Source organism: Rhodopseudomonas sp. (assembly GCF_036404135.1).
In the GTDB taxonomy this organism is placed as follows: domain Bacteria; phylum Pseudomonadota; class Alphaproteobacteria; order Rhizobiales; family Xanthobacteraceae; genus Rhodopseudomonas_A.
In genome coordinates this window covers 1-15,157 of the sequence record NZ_DASWPE010000168.1, presented here as the reverse complement: position 1 = coordinate 15,157, position 15,157 = coordinate 1, and the positions used below count along the sequence as shown (strand labels likewise).

Below are 15,157 nucleotides of genomic sequence, written 5' to 3'. Positions count from 1 at the left end.
GCCATGACCATCGCAACCACCACCTCGATCCCGGCTGCGGCCAAGGCGGTGCCGTTGGCCAAGCGGGATTCCCGCAGCGAGCCGCGGCTGGTGCGCGGGCTGATCATCGGCTTTGCGCTGACCTTCCTCACCATCTTCGTGGTGCTGCCGCTGCTGTTGGTGTTTTCGCAAGCCTTCGCCAAGGGCATCGGCTTCTATCTGTCGTCGCTGACCGATCCCGAAGCGCTGGCGGCGATCTGGCTGACGCTGGTCACCGCTGTGATTTCGGTCGGCCTCAACCTGATCTTCGGCATCGCCGCGGCCTGGGCGATCGCCAAATTCGAATTCCGCGGCAAGACCTTCCTGGTGACGCTGATCGACCTGCCGTTTTCGGTGTCGCCGGTGATCTCCGGCCTGGTGTTCGTGCTGCTGTTCGGCGCGCAGGGCTTCTTCGGGCCGTGGCTGATGGCGCACGGCGTCCACATCCTGTTCGCGGTGCCGGCGATCGTGCTCGCCACCACCTTCGTCACCTTCCCCTTCGTGGCGCGCGAACTGATCCCGCTGATGCAGGAGCAGGGTTCGCAGGAAGAAGAGGCGGCGATCTCGCTCGGCGCCCGCGGCTGGCAGACCTTCGTCAAGGTGACGCTGCCCAACATCAAATGGGGCCTGCTGTACGGCGTGCTGCTGTGCAATGCGCGGGCGATGGGCGAATTCGGCGCGGTCTCGGTGGTCTCCGGGCATATCCGCGGCGAGACCAACACCATGCCGCTGTTGGTGGAAATTCTGTACAACGAGTATCAGCTGGTGGCGTCGTTCGCGATCGCCTCGCTCTTGGCGCTGCTGGCGCTGGTGACGCTGATCGCCAAGACCATTCTGGAAAGCCAGATCGAGGAAGGACGGCCGCACCGTGACGATTGAGGTTCGCAATATCGTAAAGCGCTTCGGCGCCTTCGCCGCGCTGGACAATGTCGACCTCCGCGTCGAGACCGGCGAACTGCTGGCGCTGCTCGGCCCGTCCGGCTCCGGCAAGACCACGCTGCTGCGGATCATTGCCGGGCTCGACTGGCCGGACGCCGGCTCGGTATCGTTCGACGGCGAGGACGCCTTGGCGCGCGGCGCCGGCGAGCGCCATGTCGGCTTCGTGTTCCAGCACTACGCGCTGTTCCGCCACATGAGCGTGTTCGAAAACGTCGCCTTTGGCCTCAGGGTGCAGCCGCGCGCGATCCGCAAATCCGAGGCGCAGATCAAGGCGCGGGTCAAGGATCTCTTGGACCTGGTGCAGCTCGACTGGCTCGCCGACCGCTATCCGAGCCAGCTCTCCGGCGGCCAGCGCCAGCGCATCGCGCTGGCCCGCGCACTCGCCATCGAGCCGCGCATCCTGTTGCTCGACGAGCCGTTCGGCGCGCTCGACGCCAAGGTGCGCAAGGAGCTGCGCAAATGGCTGCGCACGCTGCACGAGGAGATCCACGTCACCTCGATCTTCGTTACCCACGACCAGGAAGAGGCACTGGAAGTCGCCAACCGCGTGGTGGTGATGGACAAGGGCCGGATCGAGCAGATAGGCAGCCCCGGCGACGTCTATGAGGACCCGGCGACCGCCTTCGTGCACGGCTTCATCGGCGAATCCATCGTGCTGCCGGTCGACATCCGCGACGGACGGGTGCGGCTCGGCGACCACGAGCTCAACCTGGATTCCCGCGACGCCCGGCCGGGACCGTCGAAACTGTTCATCCGCCGCCACGATCTGGCGGTCGGCCCGTCCGGCTCCGGCGCGCTGGAAGGCGCGGTGAAGCATGTGCGCGCCTTCGGCCCGACGCAGCGCGCCGACATCCTGCTCAACGCCGCCGGCGACGGCACGCTGATCGAGATCGACGCGCCGCGCGACCGCGACCTGAAACCCGGCGACATCGTCAGCCTGCAGCCGCGGCGCTACCGGATTTTCGCCGAGGGCGGCTAGACTCTCTCAACCGCTTCGGCGCCGTTCAGCGCCCGGCGCCGCTCAGTGCTGACCATGCCCGGTGGTCGCGGCGAGCGCGCCGCTGTCCAGCGCATTGGCGCCTTCCGGCACCACCGCGACGTTCAGCATCATGCCCTGGTCCTCGTGATCGAGGATGTGGCAATGCATCACATATTCGCCGATATAGCGCACATAGGCGGTGCGCAGGATGGCGTGATAGCCCTGCTTGATGAACAGCGTGTCGCGGGTGACGTTCTTCAGGTCGCAATATTCCCGATCGTTCTGCGGCTCGCTGCAACTGCCGTCGGCGCCGAAGATCGAGGCGTTGGCCGCGTTCTTGATATCGACGATCTGGAACGGGTTGACGTGGATATGGAACACGTGCCCCGCGAGTTTCGAGGTGACGTCCCAGTCCTCGATGGTGCCGAGCTGCGCGGTGAAATCCACCCGCGCCGGATTGTAGATCGAATCGTTGATCTCGAAACGCGCCGGGATGTTGGGCGGATTGCCCGGCGGCAGCACGATGTTGAAGGCGACGTGGCGGGTCTGCGCGATCTGATCCGTCGGCAGCTCGCTGCTCGGGGTGAACACCGACAGGTCGCCGCCGCCGAGCTGCTGGGCGACGTCGGCGGGCAGCCCGGGATTGGCGGCCTGCAACTGTTGCTGGATGTAGCCGGCGAGGTCGCCGGCGACCGGCGTGCCGCCTTGCACCCGCACCAGGCCGAGCAGCCGCCGGCTCTTGCCTTCCGGCCGCGGATTGACCAGCGCGGTGGCCGGCGCCGCCTGATCGAGGATGCAGTAGATCCCGGCCTGCGGGAACGCCACCAGCACGTCGCTGCGATAGCCCGGCTGCAGGAAGTTGTTCGGCTTCACCGTGGCGCTGCGCCGGGTCAGCCCGTCGACGGCGAATTCCCACTGCGGCACCGTGACGGCGTCCGCGCCGCAATGCTGCGCCACCCAGTCGAGCTGGCCCTGCGCACCGAGCTGCGGATCGGGCGCCGCACTTTGCGCGCTGCCGTCGTCGGCGAGCCCCACCGCCTTGACCAGTTGCACGTTGATGGTGTCGCGGACGCCGCCATGGATCATGCGCCAGCGCTGAATCTCGCCGGCGCGGATCGGCGTGCCGGCGCCGCCCCAATTGCCGAATCGCGGCTGCATCTGCCCGGTGATCATGGTGTAGTGCCCGGAGGCCGGCCAGCTCGGCGGCCCGAACTGGGTCGGATAATATTGCACGATGCCTTCCTGGCCGGGCGGGCACGACCACACCGTGCCGCCGCCCGGCAGCGTGGTGGTCAGCGGCGTGGCGCTGTTCGGCGCAAAGCAGGCATAGGCGATCTGCTGGAACAGCATGACGTTTTCCGCAAGCGGCGCCTGGTTGTCGGCGCGGCGCAACACCGTGTCGATATCGGCGAAGCCGCCACGCAGGTCGCGCTGCGCGACGCTGCGGTGGCCGCGGATGATCAAGGCGCCGACCATCCCCGAGGAGACCTGCAGCGCGGTCGAGCCGTGGCGGTGGGCGTGGTACCAGAAGGTGCCGGCCGGGTGGTCGGCGGGGACGTTGACTTCGTATTCGAAATTCTGGCCGGGACCGATTTCCAGCAGCACATTATCGCTGTTGCCGGCCGGCGAGACATGCAGGCCGTGGAAATGCATGTTGGTGATGCTGAAGCAGGTCGGCAGGATATGGCTGCGGCCGTTCGGCGGCGGACAATCGGCCTCGCTCTCCGCCGGCAATTTGTTGTGCAGCCGCAGCCGCACCGTCTGACCCGGCGTCACCGCCAGGGTCGGCGCGGTCAGGTTGCCGTTATAGGTCCGCAGCAGCACCTTGTCCGGGGTTCCGGTCGACGGGTTGTCGATCGTCGCGTCGTTGCTGAAGGCGACGTTGAGGTTGTAGGTCACCTCGGTCTGCGGGGTGCCGGCGGGCTGCAACGACAGCGTCCGCAGCCCCGGCGCGCGAAGCGTCGGGGCGGGGCTGAGTTCCGGCGGATTTTCGAACAGCCGCGGCGCATTCAGCGGCTGCTGCGCGCGGGCGGCGGCGGCGAATGTGACGATCTGCAAAGCGGCGAACAGCAAAAACAGCTTGGGCACGATCTCGCTCCTTGGGTCAGGGAAGCCATGTCGTCCGGGACACCATCTCGTCCAGAAAGCCAGTTCGGTTCAGAAAGCCAGTCGTTCAGAACGTCTGTCGTGGAAAAAGCGCCGGGGTTCAAAACGCGCTGCGTTGAGAACGCCGTGGTGGTTGCCGGCGCCGGCGTCGCGGCCGGGCGCGGCGGCGGACGTTTCGGCCGGACCATGACGGCCGGGCGGCGAAATCCCGCAGCGTTCACCTTTCAGCCATGGTTGGCGTGCAACAACCACCGCCTTGCCTGGGGGATTTGATTCAATGTTGCGGGTTGTCGTGGCCGGTTTCGGCCTGTTGCTGCTGGCGGGCTGCGCCGGCGAGGTCGCGCCGAGCGTCGAAGAGCCGGCGATGTATCTCAGCATGGCCAATGGCGGCGCCAAGCTCGATCCGCAGGCCGCCGCCTCGATGATCTCGCTGTACCGGCAGAACAACGGGCTCGGCCCGGTGGTGGTCGATCCGGCGCTGGTGGCGCTGGCGGAAGACCAGTCGATGACCATGGCCAGGCGCAACAAGCTCGACCACAACGTCAAGGCGCCGCTGCCGCAGCGGCTCAATGCCGGCGGCTATCCGGCGACGCTAGCGGTGGAGAACGTCTCCGCCGGTTACCACACGCTCGCCGAAGCGTTCTCCGGCTGGCGGGATTCCCCGCCGCACAAGGCCAACATGCTGAAATCCGGTGTCACAAAACTCGGCATCGCGGCGAGCTATGCGCCGAATACCAAATACAAGGTATTCTGGACGCTGATCCTGGCCTCCACCGAGCCGAGCTGAGCCCGCGCAAACATTCGGCGCGACGCGATTGACGCCGCCGCCGTCGCGCGGCACTTTGCGCCGTGCTTCCCACGATCCGATGGGGCCCCGATGGATACAGCTGTCGCCAAGCCGGCTTCGCATCCCGCCGAAGGCCGCCGCGTGCTGGTGCTGCAAGGCGGCGGCGCGCTCGGCTCCTATCAGGCCGGCGCTTATCAGGCGCTGTGTCACCACGATTTCGAACCGCAATGGATCGCCGGCATCTCGATCGGCGCCATCAACGCTGCGATCATCGCCGGCAATCCGCGCGAGCAGCGGGTGGCGAAGCTGAAGGAATTCTGGGAGCTGGCGTCTTCGCCGGTGCCGTGGCAGCCCTTGCTGCACGACGACCGGGTGCATTCGCTGTTCAACGAGACCAGCGCGGCGTTGACCGCGGCGTTTGGCGTGCCCGGCTTCTTTACGCCCAGATTCCCGCCGCCGCAGTTCTTTCCGCCGCCGGATCTGACCTCGCTGAGCTATTACGACACCACGCCGCTGCGCGGCACGCTGGAGCGGCTGGTGGATTTCGACCGCATCAATGCCCGGGCCAACACTACGCGGCTCAGCATCGGCGCGGTCAACATCGCCTCCGGCAATTTCTGCTATTTCGACAACACAAGGCAGAAGATCGGCGCCGAGCACGTCATGGCGTCGGCGGCGCTGCCGCCGGGCTTTCCGGCGATCGAGATCGACGGCGAATTCTACTGGGACGGCGGCATCGCCTCCAACACGCCGCTGGACTACGTGCTGGAGCAGGAGACCGTCGACGATCTGTTGATCTTCCAGGTCGATCTGTTCAGCGCCCGCGGCCGGCTGCCGGAAACCCTGCTGGAAGCCGCCGAACGCGAGAAAGATATCCGGTTTTCCAGCCGCACAAGGATGAACACCGACAAGAACAAGCAGATCCACAACACCCGCAAGGCGCTGCGCGATCTGATCGACAAACTGCCCGACGAATTGCGCAACGATCCGGCCTACGCTATCCTGCACGAGGCCGCGGAGGAAAACACCGTCAGCGTGGTGCACCTGATCTATCGCAAGCGCAATTACGAGGCCTCCTCGAAGGACTATGATTTCTCCCGCCTCAACATGGTCGAACACTGGAAATCCGGTGAGCAGGACGTGCATCTGTCGATGCGGCATCCGGACTGGCTGCAGCCGCCGCAGCACGGCGAGACCATGGTGACCTTCGATCTCACCAAAGAGGCGTTCAAATAGCGGTTTGCCGACCCAGCCATCGCGGCCCGCGTCGCGGTGCCGCCGCACGCCATCACAGCACGAGGAGAGCAGCCAATGGGGACGTTGACAGGCAAGACCGCGGTGGTGACCGGCTCGACCAGCGGCATTGGCCTCGCTTATGCGCGCGCCTTCGCCGGCGCCGGCGCCAATGTGGTGATCAACGGCATGGGGGAAGCCGCCGACATCGAGCGCGAGCGCGCCAAGATCGAAAGCGATTTTTCGGTCAAGGCGGTGTATTCGCCGGCCGACATGCTGAAGCCGGCCGAGATCGCCGAGATGATCGCGTTCGGCGAAAAGACCTTCGGCTCGGTCGACGTGCTGGTCAACAATGCCGGCATCCAGTTCGTGTCGCCGATCGAGGCGTTTCCGATCGAGAAATGGGACGCCATCATCGCCATTAATCTCTCGTCGGCGTTTCACGGCATCCGCGCCGCGATCCCCGGCATGAAGAAGCGCGGCTGGGGCCGCATCATCAACACCGCCTCGGCGCATTCGTTGGTGGCCTCGCCGTTCAAGTCGGCCTATGTCGCCGCCAAGCACGGCATCGCCGGTCTGACCAAGACCGCGGCGCTGGAGCTCGCGGAATTCAAGATCACCGTGAACTGCATCTCGCCGGGCTATGTCTGGACGCCGCTGGTCGAGAAGCAGATCCCCGACACCATGAAGGCGCGCAATCTCACCAAGGACCAGGTGATCAACGACGTGCTGCTGCAGGCGCAGCCGACCAAGCAGTTCGTCACCGCCGAACAGGTCGCGGCGCTGGCATTGTATCTGTGCGGCGATGACGCGAGCCAAATCACCGGCGCCAACCTCTCGATCGACGGCGGCTGGACCGCGGCGTAGCGGCGAGGGGGCACCGCGCTGTTGCTTGAGCGTGACCGTTCTGCAAGGGCGCCGCGCCGCGTTGCCGCGAGCCGGGCGCCGTCATCCTGAGGTGCGCGCCGTGCGGCTTGCTTAGTGACAACGGAAGCACCTCGTCGGCGCGCCTCGAAGGATGACGCAACAAGGATGGGCGACAAGGTTCGCAACAAGGATCATGCAACAAGCCTGCGCGGCGCATCCTTCGCGACGCCCGGCTTCGCTGCGCTTCGCCCGGCTCCTCAGAGTCCGACTCAAGAAGCGATCAATGAAATTAGGCATTAAACGCGTCATTGCGAGGAGCTCTTGCGACGAAGCAATCCAGGGCCACGCTTGCGGCCCCTGAATTGCTTCGCCTCTCGGCCGGCGTACGCGCCGTCCCCGGCTCGCAATGACAAAAACCCTGATTTTGCTCGCTGCTTTTTCGGTCAGGCTCTCAGGATGACGGCGCGGTGTGCGGCGAAGGGGCGGCGGGGGCGCCATGCTGCAACGCCTATGACTTCGGTGCCTGCAACGCCCGCTCCAGCGCCATGCGGATGTAGCGCTGATAGGGAATCCCGGCCTGCTTGGCGCGTTGCTGCACGGCGGCGAGTAATTGTGCCGGCAAGCGAAGATTGACCGATTTATTCTTCGGCTTCATCTCGAATTGCATCGGCACCATGTCGGAGAGATCGTATTGCGTGAGGTCGGCCTCGGCGACAAAGGCCTCGGCGGCGGCGTCACTTCTCAGCTTTGGCAGCTTCTTTTTCATAATGCGCGATCTCCTTTGCGGACTACTTAGCCTCGAAGGGGCGCCTCGATGTATGTCGAATATGCAAAATGTCGATCGTATCATCACGGGTGCGATAGAAGATCCGGTACGGATAACGAACCACCGTGGCGACCCGGACCCGCGAGCGTTGCGAGAGGCGAGGGGCTGCGTCCGGCGTTTGCACGATCCTCTCAATGACGCGTGCCAATTGCAGACCGATAGATTCGGCAATCGTTGGGCTGGCGTGTTCGAGGTAGTAGGCGGCGATCTTTTCCAGATCAGCCAGGGCGCGCCGCGAATAGACCAGCTTCATGGTCTGAATTTTGCGAACAGCGCCTCGATTTCCTCGGTCGTCGCGACTTCGCCAGCGTCGATCGAAGCCGCCGCGGCGTCAATCACCCGCAACTCGTCGGCCGTCGCGACATAGTGATCACGCTGCAGTTCGCTTTCGATCTGCTCGACGACCGCGACCAATTCCTGCTGAGCCGCCTCCGGCCAGGTCTGGACGCGCTGCATCAGAAGTTCGAGGTCGGCTTTGCTCATTCCCGCATTATATCACCGGGAAGGATTTCGGACCAGTCTTCGCCCCGCGTCCTCAGCCGCTGTTGCCGAACGCCAGCACGTGCAGGCCGAGCCGCCGGCGGGTGATCCAGAACAAGAGCGCGGTTTCGAACGTCAGCGCCAGCGAGGTGGCGGCGGCGGCGCCGAGGCCGCCGAACCGCGGCACCAGCGCGACGCACAGCAGGAAATTCACCGCGAACGCCAGCGCATAGGCCAGCGCGCAGAGATTCTGCTGCCCCAGCATGTTCAGGAGCCGCTCCACCGGGCCGATCGCGGCGCGCACCACGAGGCCGATCGCGGCGATCGCCATGATGTCGGTGCCGCCGACGAATTGCGGCCCGAACAGCCACAACAGCGGTTTGCCGAGCGCCAACAGCACCAGCGTCGCGGCCAGGGACGGCCAGAACGTCCATTTGATGGCGTGGCTGAGATAGGCGGCGAGCCGGGCCTTGTCGCCGGCGGCGTGATACTCGCTGAAGCGATGCGCGGTGACCGCCGACATCGCGTAGTGGATGAACGACACCAGCGCCAGCGTCTTGATCACCGCGAAATACACCCCGACCTCTTGCGCCGAGCGATAATGTTGCAGCACCAAGACGTCGATATAGGACAGCAGCAGGTAGAAGCCTTCAACCATCATTATCGGCAGCGAGGTCGCAAGCCACGAGCGAAAATCATAGGCCTTCGGGCCGGGATCGACCGTCGCCTTCAGCCGGCGGTTGAGCAGGATCATCTGGCCGGCCATCGCGATCCACACCGCGGCGCAGCTTGCGATCATCGCGGTCACGGCGCCGAGCTGACAGCCGAGCAGCACCGCGCCCGCGGTGAACCCCATGATCAGCGATTGCCGGACGATGAATTGCGGCATCAAGCCGAGCCGCATCCAGTCGTGCGAGCGGGCGATGCCGTCCTGGGTGTTGGCGACCACGAAGGCCGGCAGCGTCAGGCAGCCGAGATACAACGGCACGATCGCCGCGGCGTCGAGCCACGGCGACAGCGCGCGCACCAGCCCGGCGAGGCCGAGCGCCACCGCGGCGGAGGCGGCGAAACAGGCCAGGCGGCTGCCGGACAGAAAGCCGCGCAGCAGCGCATGCGCGCCGGCTGAGCGATATTCCGGAATGATCTTCTGGCACGACACCGCGAAGCCGAAATCCAGCATCGAGCCGAGCAGCAGCACCCAGGTCCAGACGTAGACGTAGGTGCCGTAATCGGCGCCGCCCATCCAGCGCGCGAGCAACACTTGCGACAGATAGGCCAGCGCGGCGCTGACCACGCGGATGATGAAGATGGTGCCGGCCAGCCGGTTGGTCAGCGCGGCCTCGCTGCCGCCGCCGAACATCGCCTTCAGCCGCGCGCGCCAGCCGGCATGCAGCGTGGCAGAGCCAGGGGGAGCGTGCATCAGAGCCACTGCGCGGCAGCCTCCAGGCGCCGCGGGCCGGGCGGCGCATCAAATAGAATGTAGCAGGCAGGCGTTAAGAGAGCGTTGGACGGGCGCGCCCCGCATCGCTGGCCGGCCGATCTTGACAATCGAACAAAACAAGAACATTATTGCGGCGACGATGGAATCGACCGATGCCCGACCGCCCCGCGCCCGAATTGTTGCCGGATCCCCTCGACGGCGCCGCCGATGCGGCGATCGCCGCCTGCGGCGGCGATCTGCGCTCGACGATTCGCGCGCTGATCCTGGCCAATGAATATCTGGAATACGAGCTTGGGCAATGCCATGCGGCGGTGTCGCGCGGCTTCGCGCGCGGCGCCGGGCGTCGGTCAGTAAAGTCGGTCAATAAAGGAGGCGATGATGGCGGATGTGACGTATTACGTGGCGCTGCCGTTCGGGCTGGATGACGACGGCCCGGCGGCGCGCGAGGGCACCGAATGCACCAGCGCGCACGCCGCGATCATGCGCGCCGAGGCACTTTCGCACGTCGAGGGCCATATCGGCGCGGTGGCGTTCAGCCGCAGCGGCGATCCGATGCTGGGAGAATTTTCCGACGCGGTGCTGCTGCGCGCGTTCGGCGAGGTGCCGAGCGACCTCAGCGGGCTGTAGCGGGAGAGACCGCCGCGGCGATCTCGGCCGCCGGCTGGCAGACGTCGCCCCATTCGGCGGCGGTCAGTTGCGCCATCCGCTCCGGCGCGATCCGCACCGCGCTGTGGGTCGAGCCGGCCGCCGGCAACACCACGGCGAAGGCCTTGAGCGAGACGTCGCAATACACCGGCAGCGGTGTTTTCAGTCCGAACGGACAGACCCCGCCGACGTCGTGGCCGGTGATCGCCACCACCTCGTCGGCATTCAGCATCTTCACCTTGCCGCCGAACGCCGCCTTGGCCTTCTTGTTGTCGAGCCGCGCGGTGCCGCTGGTCACCAGCAGCAAGGCCCGCTCGCCGACCCGCAGCGACAGCGTCTTGGCGATCTCGGCCGGCGCCACGCCATGCGCCTCGGCCGCCAGCGCCACCGTCGCCGAACTCCTCGGCGATTCCAGCACGGCGATGTCGGGGGCCTGTGCGGCGAAGTAGGCGCGGACCGATGCAAGGCTCATGCGGCGGGATCACTTATGCGGCGGGGTTACTTATAGCGTTTTCGAGCGAAGTGGATCCCGGTTCGCGTGAAGAAAACGCGGCAAAATAACAATCCAGAGCTCCGGTTCTGATTTGATGAGAACCGGAATAGCTCTATAGCGTTTTCGAGCGAAGTGGATCCCGGTTCGCGTGAGGAAAATGCGTCAAAATAACAATCGAGAGCTCCGGTTCTGATTTGATCAGAACCGGAGCTCTCGGGCCGGGGTCGCTGGGCGCCAATACGCGAGCGCGGCATCGCGGCAGCGCGAAACGCGCTCGCTGGGTTTTGCGCAAAACGATCATGCCCGATCACCGCCGGCGCGGATCGCGGGTCGAGGAAACGCCATCCCGGTCGCGCCGCGGTCGGGGTCGAGCCGCGGTCGTTGCGGCGCGTTGCGTTGCGGCCGCAGCGGTCGTCGGCCTCGCCCCGGTAACAAGGCCCGCGGCTCACGCCGCCGCGGCGGTCTGGCTCTGGATGTCCTGCGCGGTGCGGCGCAGCGCGGTGAGGAAGCGCTGCTTGGCACCATCCTCGTCGATCGAGCCGGCGATGGTGTTGATGCTGACCGCCGCCACCACGGCGCCGCGGTGATCGCGTACCGGCACCGCGATGCCGCAGATCGCCGGGTCGAGTTCGCCGTCGATCCAGGCGTAGCCCTGCTCGCGGGTCCTTTGCAGCTGCGCAATCAAGGCGGCCGGATCGACGATGGTGCGCGGCGTCAGTTTGCGCAGCGGCGACTTCGCCAGATAGGCCTGCAGCTTGTCGGGCGGCAGCGCCGCCAGCAGCACCCGGCCGAGCGACACCACATGCGCCGGCAGCCGGCTGCCGATGCCGAGATTGGCCGACAGGATGCGTCGCGCCGGCAGCCGCAGCGCATAGACGATCTCGTCGTCGTCGAGCACCGCCAGCGCGCAGGATTCCCCGATCTCGTTGCGCAGGTCTTCCAGCGCGCTCTGCGCGTAGCCCCAATACGGCAGCGCGTTGAGATAGGACAGCCCGAGCCCCAGCGCGCGCGGCCGCAGGCTGAAGTAACGGCCCTCGACCTCGCAATAGTTCAACGCCACCAGCGTCGCCAGCATGCGCCGCGCGGTGGCGCGGTTCAGCCCGGCGGCCACCGCCGCTTCGGACAATGTGTGGCGCCCGGGCGGACGTCCCAGCGCCTCGACCACCGAGAACCCTCGTGCGATCGCGCGGACGAATCCATCGCTTTCCTTCGGCATAGCCCAAGTCCCCTTGGTAAGAACCCTTGTCAGCGGGGAGTTATAGTCGCACTATTCGCGTAAATCGACTACAAAGTTCGCTGGGCGACCATGAGGAGGACCGCAGAGTTGCAGCAGGCTTTCGAAACGGATTTTTGGAAAGACGCCAATTTAAGAAAAGTTTGGGACGACATTATCCCCGGAGTGCCGCGCAAGACGCTGCCCTACCTGCTGACCCGAAACGCCATCGAGCTGTATTGCCGCTCGGTCGGCGAGACCAACCCGTTGTATTTCGACGAGGAGATCGCCCGGGCCTCGCGCTACGGCGGGCTGATCGCGCCGCCCTCGATTCACACCCTGTTGTTGTTCGCCTGCACCCCGGCGGACGACTGGATGCGCACGCCCGGTACCGTCAATGCCGGGCAGTCCTGGAGCTACAACGTCCCGGCGCGGCCCGGCGACACCATCACGCTGCAGGCCCGCGCGCTCGACAAATTCATCCGCCGCGACCGGCTGTTCGTGGTCCATGACAACGTGTTCTTCAATCAGCACGGCGAGGTAATCTGTTCCGGCCGCGGCCACACCATCCGGCCGAAATAGGAGGACGCGATGACCACGACATTCGAAGCTCTCGCCACCGGCGACGCCATCGTCGGCCCGGAATTCGCCGTCAGCCGCGACTCGATCCGGCTGTTTTGCGACGGCTCGCTGGACTACAATCCGCTGCATCTCGATGACAATTACATGAAGGGCGATTTCGGCAAGACCAATTTCGGCGGCATCATCATGCACGGCATGAACAATTTCGGGCTGATCACGCGCATGATCACGGATTGGGCCGATCCCGCCGGCGCGGTTCATCGCCGCCTGGAAACCCGCTGGGTCAGGCCGGTCAAGCCCGGTGATACCATCCGTCCGCAGGGGATCATCAAGTCAAAACAGACGACGGAACGCTCGCGTTGGGTTATTATCGAGGTGCTGGTACGCAATCAGCATGGCGACGACGTCGCCACTGGCGAGGCGATGGTGGAATTCCCCCGCGAGGCGCAGCCTCACCAGGCGGGGTGAGCGTGGAGGGTGGGAATGAAGAAGCTGGCGTGCCTGTTGCTGCTGCTTTGTCTCGCGGGGCTCGGCGGAGCCGCCGCCGCTGAATCCTACCCGGTCAAATCGATCAGGATCGTGGTGCCGTTTCCGGCCGGAGGCACCACCGACATCCTGGCCCGCTTCGTGGCCAAATATCTCGGCGACGAACTCGGCGTCACCACGGTGGTGGAGAACCGCGCCGGGGCCTCCGGCACCATCGGCTCCGACGCGGTGGCGAAGTCGGAGCCGGACGGCAGCGTGCTGCTGTTGACCGCCACCCACCACGTCATCAATCCCAGCCTGTACCGCAAGCTGCCCTACGACACCCGGAAGGACTTTTCGCCGGTCGCGGAGGTCGCCTCGGCCGCCAATGCGCTGATCGTCACCAAGGATTTTCCGGCGCACAGCGTGCAGGAGTTGATCGCGATGGCCAAGCAGTCGCCCGGCAAGTACTCGTTCGGCTCGACCGGGATCGGCGGCGCCAATCATCTGTCCGGCGAATTGTTCAAGCAGATGGCCGGCATCGACATCGTGCACATTCCCTATAAGGGCGCGGCGCCGGCGATGAACGATCTGATCGGCGGTCACATCCCGATCATGTTCGACGCGTTGACGACGGTGATCCCGGCGGCGCAGGGCGGCGTGATCCGGGTGCTGGCGGTGACCACGCTGACGCGCGCCCCGGCCTTGCCCGACGTGCCGACGCTGGATGAATCCGGGCTGAAGGGCTTCGAGTCGATCGGCTGGTTCGGGCTGTATATGCCGCAGGCGCACGACAATCCGGCCTATCAGCAGCTGGTCGCGGCGATGGCCCGGATCCTGGCGAAGCCGGAGACCAAGGAGAAATTCGCCACGCTGTCGGTCGAGCCCGGCACCCTGACCGGCGCCGCGTTCGGCGCCTTCGTCGACAGCGAGATCGCCAAATGGCACGACGTGGTGCGCACCGCCAACGTGCCGCTGGAGTGAGATAGGCGCTGCGAGGCGACGCTTCGGCGGAGCGGGCGCGCCGCCAACGTGCCGCGGGAGTGGGACAGGCGCCGCGAGGCGACGCCGCGCCGCCTGCTTCAAACGCGCCGTCATCCTGAGGAACCCGGCGTAGCCCGCAGGGCGAAGCCGGGTGTCTCGAAGGATGGCCACGGGCGCTTGACGGCACGCGCCTGGCGACGACACGCACTTAGTAACGACACGCGCTTGGCGACCGCGGGGGGTGGCGGCCGCAGCCTTTCGCGGCCGCATCCTTCGAGGCCCTCGCTGCGCTCGGGCGCCTCAGGATGACGGCGAAGCGGCTGCGAGTCAGGATGATGACGGCAAAGCGGCTGCGAGTCAGGATGACGGCGGCAGAGCGGTTGCGAGTCAGGATGACGGCAGCGAGGCCGTCGCGGGTCCCGTGGCTGTTCTTCCGCTTGGTGTCTCGCGGCACCCACAGGCGTCATCCTGAGGAACCCGGCGTAGCCCGCAGGGCGAAGCCGGGTGTCTCGAAGGATGGCTACGGGCGCCTGACGACGACACGCGCTTGGCGTCCGCAGCACTTGGCGACCGCAGGGTTGGCGGCCGCATCCTTCGAGGCCCTCGCTGCGCTCGGGCGCCTCAGGATGACGGCGAAGCGGCTGCGAGTCAGGATGATGACGGCAAAGCGGCTGTGAAGTCAGGATGACGGCGGCAAAGCGTTGCGAGTCAGAAAGCGTTGCGAGTCAGGATGACGGCAGCGAGGCGGTTGCGGGTCCCGCGGCTGTTCTGCCGCTTGGCGTCTCGCGCTACCCACAGGCGTCATCCTGAGGAACCCGGCATAGCCCGCAGGGCGAAGCCGGGTGTCTCGAAGGATGGCCGCGGGCGCTTGGGCGCCGACACGCGCTTGGCGCCGACACGCGCTTGGCGACCGCCGCCGTTGGTGGCCGCATCCTTCGAGGCCCTCGCGAAGACGCTTGGGCGCCTCAGCGACTGTCTTGGTTGTCAAGCGTTTTGCCATGGCTGATTGTCCCGCAGGATTGCGTTGAGGGTGGTGAGGAGCTTTCGGGCGACGGCGATCAGGGCGACCATTTTGGGCTTACCAGCGCTGATCAGGCGC

Annotated in this window: 18 protein-coding genes and 1 pseudogene; 11 read left to right on the top strand and 8 right to left on the bottom strand. The window is 66.0% G+C overall.

Translation table 11 applies throughout. From position 1 onward, the window contains the following. The first annotated feature begins 3 nt into the window (after positions 1-3). Complete coding sequence (cysW, locus tag VGC77_RS19435) at positions 4-897, top strand: sulfate ABC transporter permease subunit CysW (RefSeq protein ID WP_331173208.1); 894 nt, start codon at positions 4-6, stop codon at positions 895-897. Continuing rightward, the gene (locus VGC77_RS19430) at positions 887-1,936 is read left to right on the top strand and encodes a sulfate ABC transporter ATP-binding protein (RefSeq protein ID WP_331173207.1); all 1,050 of its coding nucleotides are present in this window, start codon (positions 887-889) and stop codon (positions 1,934-1,936) included. Before cysW ends, VGC77_RS19430 begins: the two co-directional genes overlap by 11 nt. A gap of 42 nt (positions 1,937-1,978) precedes the next feature. On the opposite strand, the gene VGC77_RS19425 is transcribed toward VGC77_RS19430, so the two are convergent. Further along, a complete protein-coding gene (locus VGC77_RS19425; protein WP_331173206.1) occupies positions 1,979-4,024 on the bottom strand; it encodes a multicopper oxidase family protein in 2,046 nt (681 codons plus the stop codon). 27 nt (positions 4,025-4,051) lie between these two features. Between VGC77_RS19425 and VGC77_RS19420 the strand changes: the two genes are divergently transcribed. From VGC77_RS19420 to VGC77_RS19405, 4 genes are all read left to right on the top strand, one after another. After that, positions 4,052-4,315, top strand: a complete 264-nt coding sequence (locus tag VGC77_RS19420) for a hypothetical protein (RefSeq protein ID WP_331173205.1) — start codon at positions 4,052-4,054, stop codon at positions 4,313-4,315. Between the two features lie 4 nt (positions 4,316-4,319). Further along, positions 4,320-4,829: a CAP domain-containing protein gene (locus VGC77_RS19415; protein WP_331173204.1), complete on the top strand. Its 510-nt coding sequence runs from the start codon at positions 4,320-4,322 to the stop codon at positions 4,827-4,829. A 90-nt stretch (positions 4,830-4,919) separates the two neighbouring features. After that, complete coding sequence (locus tag VGC77_RS19410) at positions 4,920-6,065, top strand: patatin-like phospholipase family protein (RefSeq protein ID WP_331173203.1); 1,146 nt, start codon at positions 4,920-4,922, stop codon at positions 6,063-6,065. A 75-nt stretch (positions 6,066-6,140) separates the two neighbouring features. Then, the gene (locus VGC77_RS19405) at positions 6,141-6,929 is read left to right on the top strand and encodes a 3-hydroxybutyrate dehydrogenase (protein WP_331173202.1); all 789 of its coding nucleotides are present in this window, start codon (positions 6,141-6,143) and stop codon (positions 6,927-6,929) included. A 508-nt stretch (positions 6,930-7,437) separates the two neighbouring features. On the opposite strand, the gene VGC77_RS19400 is transcribed toward VGC77_RS19405, so the two are convergent. From VGC77_RS19400 to VGC77_RS19385, 4 genes are read right to left on the bottom strand one after another with little or no spacing between them, the layout of a single operon-like run. Beyond that, entirely contained in the window at positions 7,438-7,695 is a 258-nt protein-coding gene (locus VGC77_RS19400; RefSeq protein ID WP_331173201.1) for a CopG family antitoxin, read from the bottom strand. A 22-nt stretch (positions 7,696-7,717) separates the two neighbouring features. Continuing rightward, a complete protein-coding gene (locus VGC77_RS19395; RefSeq protein ID WP_331173200.1) occupies positions 7,718-8,008 on the bottom strand; it encodes a type II toxin-antitoxin system RelE/ParE family toxin in 291 nt (96 codons plus the stop codon). Next, a complete protein-coding gene (locus VGC77_RS19390; protein WP_331173199.1) occupies positions 8,005-8,238 on the bottom strand; it encodes a hypothetical protein in 234 nt (77 codons plus the stop codon). The genes VGC77_RS19395 and VGC77_RS19390 overlap by 4 nt, the downstream gene beginning before the upstream one ends. A 52-nt stretch (positions 8,239-8,290) precedes the next feature. After that, positions 8,291-9,655, bottom strand: a complete 1,365-nt coding sequence (locus VGC77_RS19385; RefSeq protein ID WP_331173198.1) for an oligosaccharide flippase family protein — start codon at positions 9,653-9,655, stop codon at positions 8,291-8,293. 173 nt (positions 9,656-9,828) lie between these two features. On the opposite strand from VGC77_RS19385, the gene VGC77_RS19380 reads away from it, so the two are divergent. Further along, positions 9,829-10,101 carry a hypothetical protein gene (locus VGC77_RS19380; RefSeq protein ID WP_331173197.1) on the top strand — a complete coding sequence of 91 codons (273 nt, stop codon included), beginning with the start codon at positions 9,829-9,831 and terminating at the stop codon, positions 10,099-10,101. Further along, the gene (locus VGC77_RS19375) at positions 10,055-10,303 is read left to right on the top strand and encodes a hypothetical protein (protein WP_331173196.1); all 249 of its coding nucleotides are present in this window, start codon (positions 10,055-10,057) and stop codon (positions 10,301-10,303) included. The genes VGC77_RS19380 and VGC77_RS19375 overlap by 47 nt, the downstream gene beginning before the upstream one ends. Here the strand turns inward: VGC77_RS19375 and VGC77_RS19370 are convergent. Further along, positions 10,290-10,793 (bottom strand): YbaK/EbsC family protein, encoded by a 504-nt coding sequence (locus VGC77_RS19370; protein WP_331173195.1) that lies wholly within the window; start codon positions 10,791-10,793, stop codon positions 10,290-10,292. The two genes, VGC77_RS19375 and VGC77_RS19370, sit on opposite strands and share 14 nt — an antisense overlap. A 466-nt stretch (positions 10,794-11,259) precedes the next feature. Then, complete coding sequence (locus tag VGC77_RS19365) at positions 11,260-12,030, bottom strand: IclR family transcriptional regulator domain-containing protein (RefSeq protein ID WP_331173194.1); 771 nt, start codon at positions 12,028-12,030, stop codon at positions 11,260-11,262. Positions 12,031-12,120: 90 nt separating this feature from the next. Between VGC77_RS19365 and VGC77_RS19360 the strand changes: the two genes are divergently transcribed. The 3 genes from VGC77_RS19360 to VGC77_RS19350 are packed head-to-tail and all read left to right on the top strand — an operon-like array spanning position 12,121 to position 14,058. Then, positions 12,121-12,609, top strand: coding sequence for an FAS1-like dehydratase domain-containing protein (locus VGC77_RS19360; protein ID WP_331173193.1), 489 nt, complete (start codon positions 12,121-12,123; stop codon positions 12,607-12,609). A gap of 9 nt (positions 12,610-12,618) precedes the next feature. Continuing rightward, complete coding sequence (locus tag VGC77_RS19355) at positions 12,619-13,077, top strand: MaoC family dehydratase (protein WP_331173192.1); 459 nt, start codon at positions 12,619-12,621, stop codon at positions 13,075-13,077. A 15-nt stretch (positions 13,078-13,092) separates the two neighbouring features. Further along, positions 13,093-14,058 (top strand): tripartite tricarboxylate transporter substrate binding protein, encoded by a 966-nt coding sequence (locus VGC77_RS19350; protein ID WP_331173191.1) that lies wholly within the window; start codon positions 13,093-13,095, stop codon positions 14,056-14,058. A 984-nt stretch (positions 14,059-15,042) separates the two neighbouring features. Here VGC77_RS19350 and VGC77_RS19345 read toward each other — a convergent pair. Continuing rightward, positions 15,043-15,157, bottom strand: a pseudogene (locus VGC77_RS19345) (IS110 family transposase); the annotation flags it as partial.

Coding starts and splice junctions, on each gene's coding strand:
- cysW (WP_331173208.1), top strand. CDS start 4: ATGACCATCGCAACCACCACCTCGATCCCGGCTGCGGCCAAGGCGGTG.
- VGC77_RS19420 (WP_331173205.1), top strand. CDS start 4,052: ATGTCGTCCGGGACACCATCTCGTCCAGAAAGCCAGTTCGGTTCAGAA.
- VGC77_RS19415 (WP_331173204.1), top strand. CDS start 4,320: ATGTTGCGGGTTGTCGTGGCCGGTTTCGGCCTGTTGCTGCTGGCGGGC.
- VGC77_RS19410 (WP_331173203.1), top strand. CDS start 4,920: ATGGATACAGCTGTCGCCAAGCCGGCTTCGCATCCCGCCGAAGGCCGC.
- VGC77_RS19405 (WP_331173202.1), top strand. CDS start 6,141: ATGGGGACGTTGACAGGCAAGACCGCGGTGGTGACCGGCTCGACCAGC.
- VGC77_RS19400 (WP_331173201.1), bottom strand. CDS start 7,695: ATGAAAAAGAAGCTGCCAAAGCTGAGAAGTGACGCCGCCGCCGAGGCC.
- VGC77_RS19395 (WP_331173200.1), bottom strand. CDS start 8,008: ATGAAGCTGGTCTATTCGCGGCGCGCCCTGGCTGATCTGGAAAAGATC.
- VGC77_RS19390 (WP_331173199.1), bottom strand. CDS start 8,238: ATGAGCAAAGCCGACCTCGAACTTCTGATGCAGCGCGTCCAGACCTGG.
- VGC77_RS19385 (WP_331173198.1), bottom strand. CDS start 9,655: ATGCACGCTCCCCCTGGCTCTGCCACGCTGCATGCCGGCTGGCGCGCG.
- VGC77_RS19380 (WP_331173197.1), top strand. CDS start 9,829: ATGCCCGACCGCCCCGCGCCCGAATTGTTGCCGGATCCCCTCGACGGC.
- VGC77_RS19375 (WP_331173196.1), top strand. CDS start 10,055: ATGGCGGATGTGACGTATTACGTGGCGCTGCCGTTCGGGCTGGATGAC.
- VGC77_RS19370 (WP_331173195.1), bottom strand. CDS start 10,793: ATGAGCCTTGCATCGGTCCGCGCCTACTTCGCCGCACAGGCCCCCGAC.
- VGC77_RS19365 (WP_331173194.1), bottom strand. CDS start 12,030: ATGCCGAAGGAAAGCGATGGATTCGTCCGCGCGATCGCACGAGGGTTC.
- VGC77_RS19360 (WP_331173193.1), top strand. CDS start 12,121: ATGAGGAGGACCGCAGAGTTGCAGCAGGCTTTCGAAACGGATTTTTGG.
- VGC77_RS19355 (WP_331173192.1), top strand. CDS start 12,619: ATGACCACGACATTCGAAGCTCTCGCCACCGGCGACGCCATCGTCGGC.
- VGC77_RS19350 (WP_331173191.1), top strand. CDS start 13,093: ATGAAGAAGCTGGCGTGCCTGTTGCTGCTGCTTTGTCTCGCGGGGCTC.